Annotated in this window: 11 protein-coding genes; 3 read left to right on the top strand and 8 right to left on the bottom strand. The window is 63.2% G+C overall.

Annotated elements, in window-relative coordinates; genetic code table 11:
- Position 1 precedes the first annotated feature (1 nt).
- The 4 genes from ACUN9V_RS04610 to ACUN9V_RS04595 form a co-directional block, all read right to left on the bottom strand.
- Positions 2-781: a Na(+)-translocating NADH-quinone reductase subunit C gene (locus ACUN9V_RS04610; protein ID WP_445510707.1), complete on the bottom strand. Its 780-nt coding sequence runs from the start codon at positions 779-781 to the stop codon at positions 2-4.
- Complete coding sequence (locus ACUN9V_RS04605) at positions 778-2,013, bottom strand: NADH:ubiquinone reductase (Na(+)-transporting) subunit B (protein WP_075561262.1); 1,236 nt, start codon at positions 2,011-2,013, stop codon at positions 778-780. The genes ACUN9V_RS04610 and ACUN9V_RS04605 overlap by 4 nt, the downstream gene beginning before the upstream one ends.
- Positions 2,013-3,362, bottom strand: a complete 1,350-nt coding sequence (locus ACUN9V_RS04600; protein WP_445510510.1) for a Na(+)-translocating NADH-quinone reductase subunit A — start codon at positions 3,360-3,362, stop codon at positions 2,013-2,015. The genes ACUN9V_RS04605 and ACUN9V_RS04600 overlap by 1 nt, the downstream gene beginning before the upstream one ends.
- Positions 3,363-3,666: 304 nt before the next feature.
- Positions 3,667-5,118, bottom strand: a complete 1,452-nt coding sequence (locus ACUN9V_RS04595; RefSeq protein ID WP_445510509.1) for a glyceraldehyde-3-phosphate dehydrogenase — start codon at positions 5,116-5,118, stop codon at positions 3,667-3,669.
- 319 nt (positions 5,119-5,437) lie between these two features.
- Here ACUN9V_RS04595 and mfd point away from each other — a divergent pair, with 319 nt between their 5' ends.
- Positions 5,438-8,887: a transcription-repair coupling factor gene (mfd, locus tag ACUN9V_RS04590; protein WP_445510508.1), complete on the top strand. Its 3,450-nt coding sequence runs from the start codon at positions 5,438-5,440 to the stop codon at positions 8,885-8,887.
- A gap of 110 nt (positions 8,888-8,997) precedes the next feature.
- On the opposite strand, the gene ACUN9V_RS04585 is transcribed toward mfd, so the two are convergent.
- Positions 8,998-10,119 carry a metallophosphoesterase gene (locus ACUN9V_RS04585; protein WP_445510507.1) on the bottom strand — a complete coding sequence of 374 codons (1,122 nt, stop codon included), beginning with the start codon at positions 10,117-10,119 and terminating at the stop codon, positions 8,998-9,000.
- Positions 10,120-10,780: 661 nt separating this feature from the next.
- On the opposite strand from ACUN9V_RS04585, the gene ACUN9V_RS04580 reads away from it, so the two are divergent.
- Positions 10,781-12,067: an FMN-binding glutamate synthase family protein gene (locus tag ACUN9V_RS04580; RefSeq protein WP_445510706.1), complete on the top strand. Its 1,287-nt coding sequence runs from the start codon at positions 10,781-10,783 to the stop codon at positions 12,065-12,067.
- Between the two features lie 28 nt (positions 12,068-12,095).
- On the opposite strand, the gene ACUN9V_RS04575 is transcribed toward ACUN9V_RS04580, so the two are convergent.
- Positions 12,096-13,040: a cation transporter gene (locus ACUN9V_RS04575; protein ID WP_445510506.1), complete on the bottom strand. Its 945-nt coding sequence runs from the start codon at positions 13,038-13,040 to the stop codon at positions 12,096-12,098.
- A gap of 141 nt (positions 13,041-13,181) precedes the next feature.
- On the opposite strand from ACUN9V_RS04575, the gene ACUN9V_RS04570 reads away from it, so the two are divergent.
- Positions 13,182-13,343, top strand: a complete 162-nt coding sequence (locus ACUN9V_RS04570; protein ID WP_157957485.1) for a hypothetical protein — start codon at positions 13,182-13,184, stop codon at positions 13,341-13,343.
- A 51-nt stretch (positions 13,344-13,394) separates the two neighbouring features.
- Here ACUN9V_RS04570 and ACUN9V_RS04565 read toward each other — a convergent pair whose 3' ends face one another.
- Both ACUN9V_RS04565 and ACUN9V_RS04560 read right to left on the bottom strand, forming a co-directional pair.
- Positions 13,395-14,234 carry an aldolase gene (locus ACUN9V_RS04565; RefSeq protein WP_445510505.1) on the bottom strand — a complete coding sequence of 280 codons (840 nt, stop codon included), beginning with the start codon at positions 14,232-14,234 and terminating at the stop codon, positions 13,395-13,397.
- 95 nt (positions 14,235-14,329) lie between these two features.
- Positions 14,330-14,572, bottom strand: a complete 243-nt coding sequence (locus tag ACUN9V_RS04560; RefSeq protein WP_075561254.1) for a hypothetical protein — start codon at positions 14,570-14,572, stop codon at positions 14,330-14,332.
- Positions 14,573-14,608 lie beyond the last annotated feature (36 nt).

Raw genomic sequence — 14,608 nt, 5'->3', positions numbered from 1 at the left:
TTCACGCTCCTCCTTGGGAATCGCCGTGGAATCGGGCGAGATAGGGGGCATAGCCGCCTTCGCTCAGCCAGAACCGCAACATGTTGGTGACACCTCGACTGGTGAGCGAGGCTCCGGACAGCGCATCGACTTCATATTCGCCGCTGGCACCGCCTTTCACGAGTTGAATCTGAGGGTCCTGAAAATCGCCACCCTCGTAGATCTTCTTGCCATCCCACTTGGCCTTCCAGCGCGGATTGTCGACTTCACCGCCGAGTCCCGGCGTTTCCGACTGGTCGTAATAGGATAGACCCACGATGGTATTGCCATCACCCCGCACGGACAAGAAGCCTTCCATCAGCCCCCACAGCCCCTGGCCGCGGATCGGCATGACGATCTGCTCCGGGTCATCGGGGTTACCGACCAGATAGACCGTGGAGAAATTCTCCTGACGGCCGATACCGGCGATATCGTCGTCGCCCGACAGCGTGCGCGAGGTGGCCGGATCCCTGGCGGCATCGAACTGATCGTAGCTGCCCGGATCCAGATCCTCGGAATATTCCCCGGTCTCGAGATTGACCACGCGCGGCGTGATCAGCTCGGCGTACTTCTCTTCGACGTCGTCACCCGGCTTGTAGAGCTGGGTCACCTGTAGAATGTTGCTCTTGCGATCGAGCTCCTGATTCTGCACCTGCTTCGGCTTGAGAACCACGGCAGCGGAAGAGACGACCACCGAGCAGATCACACAGAGTGAGAACGCGACGATCAGCGTCTTCTTGATCGAGTTGTTGCTCGCCATCAGACAGCCTCCTTCTCGGCGGGCGCCAGCGCGGCCAGGCGTTTGCGGCGACGCTTGACGTTGGCCTGCACGAAGATGTGATCAATCAGCGGCGCGAACAGATTGGCAAACAGGATGGCCAGCATGATGCCCTCGGGGAAGGCCGGATTGACGACGCGAATCAGTATCGTCATCACGCCGATCAGCGCACCGAAGATCAGCTTGCCACGATTGGTCATCGACGCCGATACCGGATCGGTCGCCATGAACACCATGCCGAAGGCAAATCCGCCCAGCACCAGATGCCAGTACCACGGCATCGCGAACATCGGATTGCTGTCGGAGCCAACCAGATTGAACAGCGAGGCAGTGAAGATCATGCCGAGCATGACACCCGCCATGATGCGCCAGGACGCGATCCGCGTCAGCAGCAGCACCGCCGCGCCGATCAGGATCGCCAGCGTCGAGGTTTCCCCCACCGAGCCCTGGATGAAGCCGAAGAAAGCATCCCACCAGCTGTACTGCTGATGCAGCCCGTCCATGCCGTTTAGCGAGGCGTTGGACAGTGCCGTGGCGCCGGTAAAGCCGTCGGCAGGCACCCATACGCTGTCACCGGAGATCTGCGCCGGGTAGGCGAAGTAGAGAAAGGCACGCCCGGTCAGTGCCGGGTTGAGGAAGTTCTTGCCGGTACCGCCGAAGATTTCCTTGCCGATCACCACACCGAAGCTGATGCCGAGAGCCACCTGCCACAGCGGAATCGTCGCCGGCAGCGTCAGCGCGAACAGTACCGAGGTGACGAAGAACCCCTCGTTGACCTCGTGGCCACGCTTGACCGCGAACAGCACTTCCCAGAAACCGCCCACCAGGAAGGTCACCAGATAGATCGGCAGGAAGTAGGTCGCGCCCAGCACGAAGTTGGCCCAGATGCTGCCGGGATCATGGCTTCCCGCCAACGCCATGGTCAGGACTTCACGCCAGCCGCCAATGGCGCTGAAGCCGTCGGCGATGGCCAGATTGGCCTGATAGCCGGCGTTGTACATGCCGAAGAACATCGCCGGGAACGTGCAGGCCCAGACCGTGATCATGATGCGCTTCAGGTCGATCCCGTCACGCACGTGGGTCATGCTCTTGGTGACGCTGGGCGGCGAATAGAAAATCGTATCGACCGCCTCATACAGGGCATAGAACTTCTCGTACTTGCCGCCCTTCTCGAAATGAGGCTCCAGCTTGTCGAGCGTATTGCGAATCCCCATCATCAGGCCTCTTTCTCGATCATGGTCAGGTTGTCGCGCAGGATGGGACCGTACTCGTACTTGCCCGGGCACACATAGGTGCACAGCGAAAGGTCTTCCTCATCCAGCTCCAGGCAGCCGAGCTCCATGGCCGCTTCGATATCGCCGACGATCAGGGCACGCAACAGCTGCGTCGGCATGATGTCCAGCGGCATCACCTTCTCGTAGGCGCCAATCGGCACCATCGCACGCTCGGAGCCGTTGGTCGACGTATTGGGCGCGTAGTTGGGCAGGCCCAGGAATTGAGAAACATAGATTCCCATGACCGAATGGCGGTTGCGACCTGGCGACAGCCAGCCCATGAACGCGCGCTTGTTGCCCTCTTCCAGCAGCGAGAACTGGCGATGGAAACGGCCCAGAAACTGACGACTGCCTTCGCACTGGGTACCGCCGAAGATGGACCCGGAGATGACGCGCGTATCCTCCGGCTTCTCGATCTCGCCTTCGAGCAGCTCTTCGCTGCTGGCGCCCAGACGCGTCCGCACCAGGCGCGGATTGGTAGCTCGCGGCCCGCCGATAGCGATCACGCGGGTCGGATCGAAACGGCCTTCGGCGAAAAGCTTGCCGATGGCGATCACGTCCTGGCAGTCGAGATGCCACACCTGACGCTGCAGACCGACCGGCGACAGATAGTGGATATGCGTACCCACCAGCCCCGCCGGATGCAGCCCTTCGAAGCCCTCGGCCTGCACCCCTTCCAGATCGTCGCCCGGCAGTTGAGCGTTGCCACGACGAGCCACGAAAACCTTGCCCGGCGTCAGATGGCGGATCACCTCGAGTCCGTGGCGGAAAGCGTCACTATCGGCATCGATGATCAGCTTGGGGTCGGCCGCCAGCGGGTGCGTGTCGATCGCGGTCACGAAGATGTCCGCAGGCACCGCGTCGAGTGCCGGCACCCGCGAGAAAGGCCGAGTGCGCAGCGCCGTCCAGAAGCCGGATTCGACCAGTTGATCGACGACCTGCTGCCTCGAGAGCGAGGACAGCCCGTCCGCCCCGTAGGCCGTGAACGTCTCGCTCTGCTCTTCCTCGTCGAGCTTGATGACCACCGACAACAGGCGACGCTTCTCGCCACGATGGATGGCGACCACTTCACCAGCGCCCGGCGCGGTAAAGCGAACGCCCGCCACCTTCTTGTCGCTGAACAACACCTGGCCCCGCTTTACGCGATCGCCCTCGCGGACCTCCATGGTCGGCCTCATGCCGACGTAGTCGGACCCGAGCAGCGCGACGTGGCGCACGGCGCGCCCCTCGTCGAGACGCTGTTCGGGCGCCCCGGCGACGGGAAGGTCCAGGCCTCGTTTGACTTCGATCATAGTCTCGCCCAGTTGTCGAATCTGATGGCAATAAGGAAAAAGGTTCGACGGACGTCAAGCATGTCCTCTCAGCGGCACCCAATGAAGCGGCAACAGGAGAAGACCTCACGGAATCCGAAGACTTTTCTTATCAGAAAGGGTGACTTCCATGGTCCTGGAACTCGATGGACCACGCCGAAAAACGCGCACCAGTATAATGATCCGGGCCGCGGAAGACTACTCGCCCACACGCCACCCCGGCTGCCAGATAACGAAAAAGTCTCGACATCGCCGAGACTTTTTAGACTAAAGTTTAATGGACGAGTCAAGCCGTGGCGGGGAGATACCGGTGGCAGACGCGCGACATGTACTGCAGGATCCGCACCACCTGGCAGCTGTAACCGAACTCGTTGTCATACCACACGTAGAGCACCGCCTGCTTGCCGTCGGCGATGGTCGCCTTGGCGTCCAGGATCCCCGCATGACGGTTGCCGACGAAGTCCGATGACACCACTTCCGGCGAATCGACGTAGTCGATCTGCTTGTGCATCGGCGAGTGCAGCGCCATCTGGCGCAGGTACTCGTTGAGCGCCACGCGGTCGGTCTCCCTCTCCAGCGACAGGTTCAGAATCGCCATCGAGACATTAGGTGTCGGCACCCGAATCGCGTTCCCCGTCAACTTGCCCGCCAGCGCCGGCAGCGCCTTGGCGACCGCCTTGGCCGCACCGGTCTCGGTCAGCACCATGTTGAGAGGCGCACTGCGGCCGCGACGATCACCCTTATGGTAATTGTCGATCAGGTTCTGGTCGTTGGTATAGGAGTGCACGGTCTCGACGTGACCGTGCAAGATGCCGAACTCGTCGTCGATCGCTTTCAGCACTGGCACGATGGCGTTGGTCGTGCACGACGCCGCCGAGACGATGCGGTCGTCTTCGCCGATGGTCTGGTGGTTGATACCGTGAACGATGTTCTTGAGATCGCCCTTGCCCGGTGCCGTCAGCAGCACCTTGGCCACGCCTTTACACTCCAGGTGCTGTGCCAGCCCTTCCCGGTCGCGCCACTTGCCGGTGTTGTCGACCACGATCGCGTTGTCGATGCCGTAGGTGGTGTAGTCGATCTCGGCCGGCGAATCGGCATAGATGATCCGGATATAATGGCCGTTGGCGATCAGTGCGTGGTTGTCATGATCGATATCGATCGAGCCGGAGAACGGGCCGTGGACCGAATCGCGGCGTAGCAGGCTGGCCCGTTTTTCGAGGTCGTCGCCGCTACCGCGTACGACGATGGCCCGCAGCCGCAGCAGATTTCCGCCGCCAGCCTTCTCGATCATGATCCGCGCCAGAATACGGCCGATACGTCCGAAGCCGTAGAGCACCACGTCCTGCGGCTCGCCGCCCATGCCGCCGCTGTCGTGCCCACCGACGATATCGGCCAGCTCGCGCTCGAGAAACGCCACGACGTCGGTTTCACCGGAATTCTTGAACGCCACGCCCAGCCGACCGATATCGATATGCGCCGGCCCCAGCTCCATTTCGCTCATGGCGCGCACCATCGGCAGCGTCTCGGCGATGGAGAGCTCGGTTCCCTCGACCTTGCGGACATAACGGTGATTCTTGAGGATCCGGGTGACGGAGCGGTTGATCAACGAGCGTCCGAATAGCGAGGGGATGACGTTGTACTGACGATAGAGCTTGCCGAGTAGCGGAATCATCTCTTCCGCGCGAGCTTCGTTGTCCTGCCACTCCTGGAAGACGGTATCGAGCTGTTCCTGACTCACAAGCGGGCCTCTCTGGTCGAATGGGCGGGTCGAATTTGGGGGTCGGATTGATCGATCGGGCCGTTGACCAATCCTTGCCGGAAGCGTCGAGCTGGCTAAAAACCCGATTATTATCCGCACTCTACAGAACACACCGCAATCTCCCCGTAGTCGCAGAAGCTGTAGTTTCACTACAAAAGTCGAAGTGAACGACCGCGGCGGGAAAACCACGACGGCAGCCGGAATGGCCGAGTCAACAACAAGAAATCGGGCGCGACGTCCCCGGCTCAGCCCCAGCCTGCTATCATCCCCTCACGCAAATTCGTTCTTCGAAAGGCTCATGTCGCACTACACACCGCTCACCCCGCCTCTGCCGACTGGCACGCGCGAAACCCGCTATTGCCAACTACCCCAGGGAAGCGCCATCGCGCTGACCCTGGCACGTCTGGCGGACGACGCCCCGCTTCTGGTGGTCACCCCGGATACGGCTAGCGCCCAGCGTCTCGAAAGCAACCTGCGCTTCTTCGCCCGGGTGCCGGTGATGCCGTTCCCTGACTGGGAGACACTGCCCTACGACAGCTTCTCGCCCCACCAGGACATCGTTTCCGAGCGCCTCAGAACGCTGCGGGAACTGCAGGAGGGCACCCAGGGCATCGTGCTGGTTTCGGTCAATACCCTGATGCAGCGCCTGCCGCCGCGGGAATACGTGGCCGGTCGCGTGCTGACGCTGGCCACGGGTGATCGACTCGATCGGGAAAGCTTCCGCGAGCGTCTTTCGCGGGCGGGCTACCGGGCGGTGGAAACCGTTTACGAACCCGGCGAGTACGCCATGCGGGGCTCGCTGATCGACCTCTTCCCCATGGGCACGAGCGCGCCGCTGCGTATCGACCTGTTCGACGACGAGATCGACTCGCTCCGGCGCTTCGACCCGGACACCCAGCGCACCCAGGACAAGATCGAACGCATCGACCTGCTGCCGGCGCACGAGTACTCGCTGTCACGCTCGGCGATCGCCTGCTTTCGCGAAGGTTTCGAGACGCTGTTCGACGTCGATCCGCGGCAGTGCCCGCTGTATGTCGATGCGATCAAGGGCATACCCTCTCCCGGACTCGAGCAGTACCTGCCGCTGTTCTTCGAGGAGACCGCCACGCTGTTCGAGCATCTAGGCAGCGAGACCCGCATCGCCATGCTTCCCGACGTGTTCGAAGCCGCCGAGCACCACTGGGGTTCGATCGAGGGTCGCTACGAGAACCTTGGCGTCGATCCCACTCGCCCGCTGTTGCCGCCGGCGAAGGCGTTCGTGCCCGCGGCCGAAGTGTTCGCCGCGATCAAGCAGCACCCGCGTCTCGAATTCGTCACCGATCCGGAAACGCGTCACGCCATCGCCAGCGCGACGCAGCCGCCCCCGGCGGTGGCGATCAATGCTCGGGCCCAACGCCCGCTGGCGACGCTGGAGACGTTCCTCGACGCCCACCGCGATCTGCGCGTTCTGTTCGTCGCCGAGTCTCGCGGGCGCCGAGAGGCCCTCGATGAAGCCCTGGCACCGCTCCATCGGGATATGCCCCATATCGATGGCTGGCAGGAATTTCTGGACGGCGATCAGACTTTCGCGATCGCCGAGGGCGCCCTGGACGAAGGGCTGTGGCTTGGCGATCCCAACGTCGCGATCGTCACCGAGACCGAACTCTACGGCGACGTAGTGCGCCAGACGCGTCGCCGCGCCAAGGTCACCGACGACAACGAGCTGGCCGTGCGCCATCTCTCCGAATTACGCCCCGGATCGCCGGTGGTGCACCAGCATCACGGCGTCGGCCGCTACATGGGGCTGGAAATGATCACTGCCGGCGGTCAGGCGGCAGAGTTCCTGGCGCTGGAGTACGCCGGCGGCGCCAAGCTCTACGTCCCCGTCGACAATCTGCAGCTCATTTCCCGCTATGCCGGAGCCAGCGACGAGCTCGCCCCGCTGCATAAACTGGGCTCCGACACCTGGGACAAGGCCCGCAAGAAAGCCGCCGAGAAAATTCGCGACACCGCTGCCGAACTGCTCGATATCTACGCCCGCCGGGAAGCCAGAGAGGGTTTCGCCAGCGATATGCCCGGCGATGAGTATCTGCGCTTCGCCGCCAGCTTTCCGTTCGAGGAGACGCCGGATCAGCACGCTGCCATCGAGGCGGTGATCGACGACATGACCGCGCCGCGGCCGATGGATCGAGTCGTCTGCGGCGATGTCGGCTTCGGCAAGACCGAAGTGGCGATGCGCGCCGCGTTCCTCGCGGTCAATTCCGGCCGCCAGGTGGTGGTGCTGGTCCCCACCACCCTGCTGGCCCAGCAGCACTACGACAACTTCCGCGATCGCTTCGCCGACACCGCGGTGCAGATCGAAATGCTGTCTCGCTTCACCGGTGCCAAGGAAGAGACCGACGCGCTGAAGCGCATGGCCGAAGGTCGTGCCGATATCGTCATCGGTACGCACAAGCTGCTCTCCAGATCGGTCAAGCTCTCCAACCTGGGCTTGATGATCATCGACGAAGAGCACCGCTTCGGGGTCGCCCAGAAGGAGCGCCTCAAGCAGCTGCGTGCCGAGGTGGATATCCTGACGCTGACGGCGACGCCGATCCCGCGTACGCTCAACATGGCGATGAACGGCATTCGTGATCTATCGATCATCGCCACGCCGCCGGCGCGAAGGCTGTCGGTCAAAACGTTCGTCCAGCAGCGCAATGAACCGGTGGTGAAGGAGGCGCTGCTGCGCGAAATCCTGCGTGGCGGTCAGGTCTACTTCCTGCACAACGAGGTCAGATCGATCGAGGCCAGCGCCGAGAAGATCCGCGAACTGGTGCCGGAGGCCCGCGTCGGCGTCGCCCACGGTCAGCTTCCCGAGCGGGCGCTGGAGCGGGTGATGTCCGACTTCTACCACAAGCGCTTCAACGTCCTTGTCTGTTCCACCATCATCGAGACCGGCATCGACGTTCCCAGCGCCAATACCATCATCATCGAGCGCGCCGACAAGTTCGGTCTGGCCCAGCTGCACCAGCTGCGCGGTCGCGTCGGGCGCAGCCACCATCAGGCCTATGCCTACCTGCTGACGCCACCGCCCAAGGCGATGACCCGGGATGCGATCAAGCGACTCGAAGCCATCACCCAGAGCGACGACCTCGGCGCCGGCTTCACGCTGGCCAGTCACGACATGGAGATTCGCGGTGCCGGCGAGTTGCTCGGCGACGAGCAGAGCGGTCAGATGGAGACCGTCGGCTACAGCCTCTACATGCAGATGCTCGATCGCGCGGTCAAGGCGATCCGGTCTGGCAAGACGCCCAACATCGAAGCCCCGCTCGACGAAGGCACCGAGATCAACCTCAACCTGCCGGCGCTGATCCCCAACGACTACCTGCCGGACGTTCAGCAGCGTCTGATCATGTATAAGCGCATCAGCAGTGCGGCCGACGAGAGCGCGCTCAAGGAACTGCAGGTGGAGATGATCGATCGCTTCGGCCTGCTCCCGCCGCCGCTCAAGACGCTGTTTCGACAGACGCGACTGCGCCAGCGCGCCGAGCGCCTCGGCATCGTCAAGCTCGAGGCGGGCGCCGAGCGCGGCCGGGTGATCTTCGGCCCGGATCCACAGGTCGATCCGATGACGCTGGTCGATCTGATTCAGCGCCATCCCGGCGAGTACAAGCTCGACGGCGCCGACACGCTGCGTTTTCACGGGGAGATGGAAAAAGCGGAAGATCGCCTCAAGCGTATCGACGGGTTGCTGGAAACCCTCAACCGCAAGGTCAAGGCGGCGTGAGACGCCACTGAATGGCACCACGAAAAAGCCAGCGATCGTATCGCTGGCTTTTTTGTCGCTGCGTTTCATGGCGCCGAATTCGGATTTGTCGATATCCTTCGAATCCGGGCCTATGCCGCCGTCAGTCGAATCCGGGTGATCTCCGCCGGCGCGCCAAAGCGCATCGGTGGCCCCCAGTAGCCGGTTCCGCGACTGGTGTAGATCCACATCCGTTCCTGCTTGCCCAATCCCGCCAGGAATCGATTGGCGCGTCGGGCCAGCATGCTGAAGGGCCACAGCTGACCGCCATGGGTGTGACCGGAGAGCTGGAGATCGAATCCCGCTTCCGCCGCCAGGGGGGCCGAATTGGGTTGATGCGCCAGCAATATCCGCGTCATGCCTGACGGAATATCCCGGGCGGCCGCCACGGGGTCACTCCGATGGCTGGCGACATAGTACCCCGCGGATAGATCGGTGATGCCGGCGACGGCCAGCGTCGTGCCGTCATGCTCGACGTAGTGACACTCGTTGATCAGCACGCGCATTCCCAGCCGACGAAACGCCGCGACCCACGCTTCCGCTTCACTGTAGTACTCGTGGTTGCCGGTCACGCAGTAGACCCCGTGGCGAGCGCTCAAACTCGCCAACGGCGCCATGTCCTCTTCCAGCTCTGCGACACGGCCATCGGTCAGATCGCCGGTGATCGCGACCAGATCCGGCGCCAGCGAGTTGACCCGTTCGACGATACGCTGCAGATGGTCGCGCTTGATCGTCGGGCCGACGTGCAAGTCACTGAGCTGAACGATGACGAACCCGTCCAGCACGGGCGGAAGGTCGACCAGCGGCACCGATATCTCGACCGTGCGCGGCACCCGCCTCGCCTGCCACAGCGCATAGCCGGAGAGCACCAGCGTCGCGGCCAGCACTACCCAAGCGCTGACATGAACCGCCGGGGTCGAGGTGGCTGCAACCAGGCTCCAGGCCACCAGCAGAATGTCGCGCAACAGCGTGAGCTGAAGCAGAAACGAGAACACCCCGGCCATCAATGCCACCGGCCAGGCCAGCCAGCGCCCATTGAGCCAGGTCACCCTCACCACCAGCGGAATCATGATCGCGCTGGCCAGCAGATAGCCGCCGCCGACCAGCCACCCCCAGATACCCGCCGAAAGGTCCGGCAGCAATCGCCAGCCAATGTAGCCGTGAAGCACCAGCAGGAGCAGTCGCAACCGCAGAAAGGATCGGTGATGTCTCAAGCTCAGGCATTCCTTGTATCAAAAGGGCAAAGTATCAAAAGGGCAAAGTATCAAATGGGCGAAAAATCAGGCATGCCCGAATCCGCTGGATGCAGGCCGTGCGTCAATCAGGAAAGCGCTGAGTCACTCGGCGAGCGGCGTCGGCCGCAAGGCAATGTTTCGGCGAGGCCGAATCGGCATTCCAAAATAGCCGTCGGTGGCGTTGGCCGCAACGCCCAGCGTTGCGCTATCCTTGACGGTCGCGGTGGCGCCCATGCTGCCGCGATTTCATCAGTCTGGAGTCGATGTCCGCATGAGCACCGCCACGGGTCTTTCACGTTTACCGTTACGCAACGCCGCCTTCATTGCCAGCCTCTGCCTGCTGGTCGTTTCCGTTATCGGGCTCTCATCTTCGTCGAACTGGTGGTGGGGTGTCGTCATCTTTGGCGGCCTTTCATGGCTCGGCTTTCACGATACCCGCCAGAAACGTCGTACCGTCAGCCGCAACTATCCAATCCTGGCCCACTGTCGCTACATTCTCGAATCGATCGGCCCCGAGATTCGCCAATACTTCATCCAGTCCGATCTCGACGAGCGCCCGTTTTCCCGGGAACAGCGCGCCGTGGTCTATCAACGGGCCAAGAACGAGAGCGACAAGAAGCCGTTCGGGTCGCTGAGAGACATGTATGCCCCGGGCCACGAATGGATCAACCATTCACTACGGCCCACCCACATCGACGACAGCGACTTTCGCGTCCAGATCGGCGGCAGTCTCTGCAGCCAGCCCTACTCCGCCAGCGTGTTCAACGTCTCGGCGATGAGTTTCGGCTCGCTGTCCGGCAACGCCATCGAGTCGCTCAACGCCGGTGCCCGCAAAGGCGGCTTCTATCACGACACCGGCGAGGGTTCTATTTCGCGTTATCACCGGATTCACGGCGGCGATCTGGTGTGGGAGATCGGTTCCGGCTACTTCGGTTGCCGTCATGACGACGGCAGCTTCAACGAAGAGCGCTTCGCCGCCAATGCGCGCGACGAACAGGTCAAGATGATCGAGATCAAGCTATCGCAGGGCGCAAAACCGGGCCATGGCGGCATCCTGCCCGCGGCCAAGGTGACCGCCGAGATCGCCGAAGCGCGCGAAGTGCCAGTCGGCCAGGATGTGGTCTCTCCGGCCGGCCACAGCGCCTTCTCCACGCCGCTGGAACTGATGGCGTTCATCGGCCGGCTGCGCGAGCTCTCCGGTGGCAAGCCGGTCGGCTTCAAGCTGGCCATCGGCCACCCGTGGGAGTGGTTCGCGATGGTCAAGGCGATGCGCGAGACCGGTCAGCGCCCCGACTTCATTGTCGTCGACGGCGGCGAAGGCGGCACCGGCGCCGCACCGCTGGAGTTCATCAACCGCCTGGGCGTGCCGCTGACCGAAGCCCTGATGCTGGCGCACAACACCCTGGTCGGCGCCGGCCTGCGCGAGGAGATCAAGATCGGCGCCGCCGGCAAGATCACCTCCGGCTTCAACATCGCCCGCACCATGGCGCTGGGCGCCGACTGGTGCAACGCCGCCCGCGGCTTCATGTTCTCGCTGGGCTGCATTCAGGCCCTCAACTGCCATTCCGACAAGTGCCCCAGCGGCGTGGCGACCCAGGATCCCAGTCGCAGTCGTCATCTGGACGTCGCCGACAAATCCGAGCGGGTCTACAACTTTCATCACAACACGCTCAAGGGACTGGCCGAGATGCTCGCCGCCGCCGGCCTGCAGCATCCCGCGGAACTGGGGCCGGAGCATATCATTCGCCGCGTTTCCACCGACGAAATCCAGTCCTACGACAAGCTGTTCACCTTTCTGAAGCCGGACGAGCTGCTCAACGGCAACAGCCAGCACACGGTGTTCCAGAACTATTGGGAAGAGGCGCGTTCGGACTCTTTTCTGCCCCCGGCCCAGCTCGCCGAGCTGCGTCTGACCAAACTGCGCTGAGCGGGCGGTACGGCGCGAAGACACGGGGTCAGGATTCGGCAATACCGTGACCGGCGCTGGGCGCGGCCCAGCGCTCTTCCGCAGTGAACAGCGTCTCGACGATCACCGGTGCCGACACTTCACGTACGCTGGCGTCGAGCGTGGCCCGCCACTCATCCGCCTGCCGGATGGTCAACGGGTGGGCCTCGTCGAGCACCACATGCACGGTGACATAGAGCAGCCTGCCCGGCCGTACCATGCGGACATAGACGGCCCGCGTGGGAAGCGGCGCCAACGCCCCGAAAATCGACGCCCGAACGGGATCGACCAAGGCCGATCGCGGAGACCGATTCAACAGCTCCAGAATCGCGGTCCTGGCCACGCGCACCGGTACCCCCAGGCACAGCAGCACGACGGCGATGACCAGCCAGGCATCCACGTAGGGCACGATGGCATGCCAGCCAAGCGCCCGAGCCACGGGAATCAGGCAGAAAGCCAACAGCACCGCCGCCGAGATCAGGGCGTTGACCCGCCAGTTCTCGATATCGGCTTCCAGCAACGGACTGCGGACATGACCACTGACTCGACGCAGCACGAGAGCCGTCAGCGTACAGGCCGCCGTCGCCAGAGCGGCGTAGACGATGGAGATACCCGCGGCGATGGTGTTGCCGCCGGTGAGCAGTGCGGTGACGGAATTGAACAGCGCCAGGGCGGAGACGCCCAGCATCAGCAGGCCCTTGCAGGCGTTGACCATCGATTCGAAATAGCCATAGCCGAAGGGATAGGTGTCATCGTCCGGTGCGATAACCAGCCGCCCGACCCGCAGCGTGAACAGCCCGACCACGGCGTAGATCGCATTGAACAGGCCATCGAGCAGGATCGCCTGAGAAGCGGACAGCACCGAAACCGTCAACGCCACCGCGCCAATGGCCGCCGCCACGGCCGTCGACAGGCGAAGCGCACCGCTTTCGGTCTTCGGCCAGCCAGTCGCCATCAGTGTCCCTCCAGAATTGACCGCGACCCACGTCGCGCACCGTCGAACCGTCAATGAACCTAGAACCCCGCAGCGGCGCTCGCGATCTGTATAATGCCGCCCAACGACGCTCACCCTTTCGCTGCAGGAGCCGCAAGCTCGATGGCCAACTTTGCCTGGATAATCTCGATGCTCGCGATGACCATCGCCTTCCCCACGTTCTTCATCTTCAGCGCTACACGCCGGCGCGGCCTGCTGACGATCGCGCTGACATCGGTTGTCATCGCGGTGATCGCGGCGCTGATCGCAGGTCTGGCGCTGTAGGATCGCCGGACTGGCCTTTTGCAGCGCGGGTCTGGCGCTGCGGGGTGGCGCTCAGTCAGCGTAATCCGGGGCGACACGTTCGAGACGACGGCGCACGCTAGCCAGGTGAAGCCGGGCACTTTCGGGGTCCTCCAGTCGCATCTGTGCCGCCGTGGTGGCCGCGACGGCCGGATCCACCGCCAGCACTTCCCGGCCGGAACTCATCGCCTTGAGCTGCACTTCCGCGGCGCGCTCCAGAAAGTAGAGATCATCCCAGGCCTCGGCGATCGTCGGCGCCGTGACGATCACGCCATGATGGCGCAGGAACACCACATCGGCATCGCCCATGGCAGCGGCAATTCGATCGCCCTCCGCACTATCCAGCGCGAGGCCATTATAGTGGTCGTCCACCACGCTACGACCGTAGAACTTGAGTGCAGTCTGGCCCGCCCACAGCAGCGGCTCGCCAGCCGTCATGGTCAACGCCGTGGCATTGGGCATGTGGGTGTGAAACGCCGCCCGCGCGCCGGGCTTGTTGAGATGCAACCGCGCGTGAATATGGAACGCCGTCGCCTCGGGCGCCCCCTCGCCGGAGAGCACCCGCCCCGCGAAATCGCAGATCAGCAGACTCGAAGCCGTGATCTCTTCGAACGCCAGCCCGTAGGGATTGACCAGGAAGCGATCGTTCCATCCCGGCACCATCACCGAGAAGTGATTGCAGATCCCTTCTCCCATGCCCAGGGCAGCAGCCATCCGGAAACAGGCGGCGAGATCCCGCCGTGCCTCGCGAATCGCTTCACTATCCAGTGACCGGTGATCGAGCATCGTGGTAGCGGAAGCTTCCGACGTCGTGCTAGCGGAAGCATCCGGCATGATGCCGGCCGAGATCGGCGTCGTTAACGGCTGAGCCATCGCAGGGTCTCCGGGAGGAGTAGGATCGAATCAATTGGAGGGAAATCATCTCGAGGACGGAACCGGACTCGCTGGTCCCGTCGGATGCCATGAAGCTAGTGTACGGTCGCCAATTCGGCTTCCGACGACTCCTCTTCATCGCCTTCCCACAGGTGAGTGCGGGTAATCGCATGATCGAGCATTTCGCGGGCGACCTCGAAGCGATTGCGGCGCAGCAGCTCGACGGCCTCTTCGGAAAAGCGGATCGACACGAGCGGCTCGCCGGTCGCTTCCGCCGGCCGCAGCACCACTTCCCCATTGGCAAGTTCGACGATTTCCAGAATCGCGGTATCGGACACGACTGACCTCTCTCTTTCGTTCTGTGCTGTTTCGTT

The organism is Salinicola sp. V024 (genome assembly GCF_052645315.1).
Note: the sequence above shows the minus strand (reverse complement) of the source record. Positions and strands in the feature narration are given on the sequence as shown.

Coding starts and splice junctions, on each gene's coding strand:
- ACUN9V_RS04605 (WP_075561262.1), bottom strand. CDS start 2,013: ATGATGGGGATTCGCAATACGCTCGACAAGCTGGAGCCTCATTTCGAG.
- ACUN9V_RS04600 (WP_445510510.1), bottom strand. CDS start 3,362: ATGATCGAAGTCAAACGAGGCCTGGACCTTCCCGTCGCCGGGGCGCCC.
- mfd (WP_445510508.1), top strand. CDS start 5,438: ATGTCGCACTACACACCGCTCACCCCGCCTCTGCCGACTGGCACGCGC.
- ACUN9V_RS04580 (WP_445510706.1), top strand. CDS start 10,781: ATGTATGCCCCGGGCCACGAATGGATCAACCATTCACTACGGCCCACC.
- ACUN9V_RS04575 (WP_445510506.1), bottom strand. CDS start 13,040: ATGGCGACTGGCTGGCCGAAGACCGAAAGCGGTGCGCTTCGCCTGTCG.
- ACUN9V_RS04570 (WP_157957485.1), top strand. CDS start 13,182: ATGGCCAACTTTGCCTGGATAATCTCGATGCTCGCGATGACCATCGCC.
- ACUN9V_RS04565 (WP_445510505.1), bottom strand. CDS start 14,234: ATGGCTCAGCCGTTAACGACGCCGATCTCGGCCGGCATCATGCCGGAT.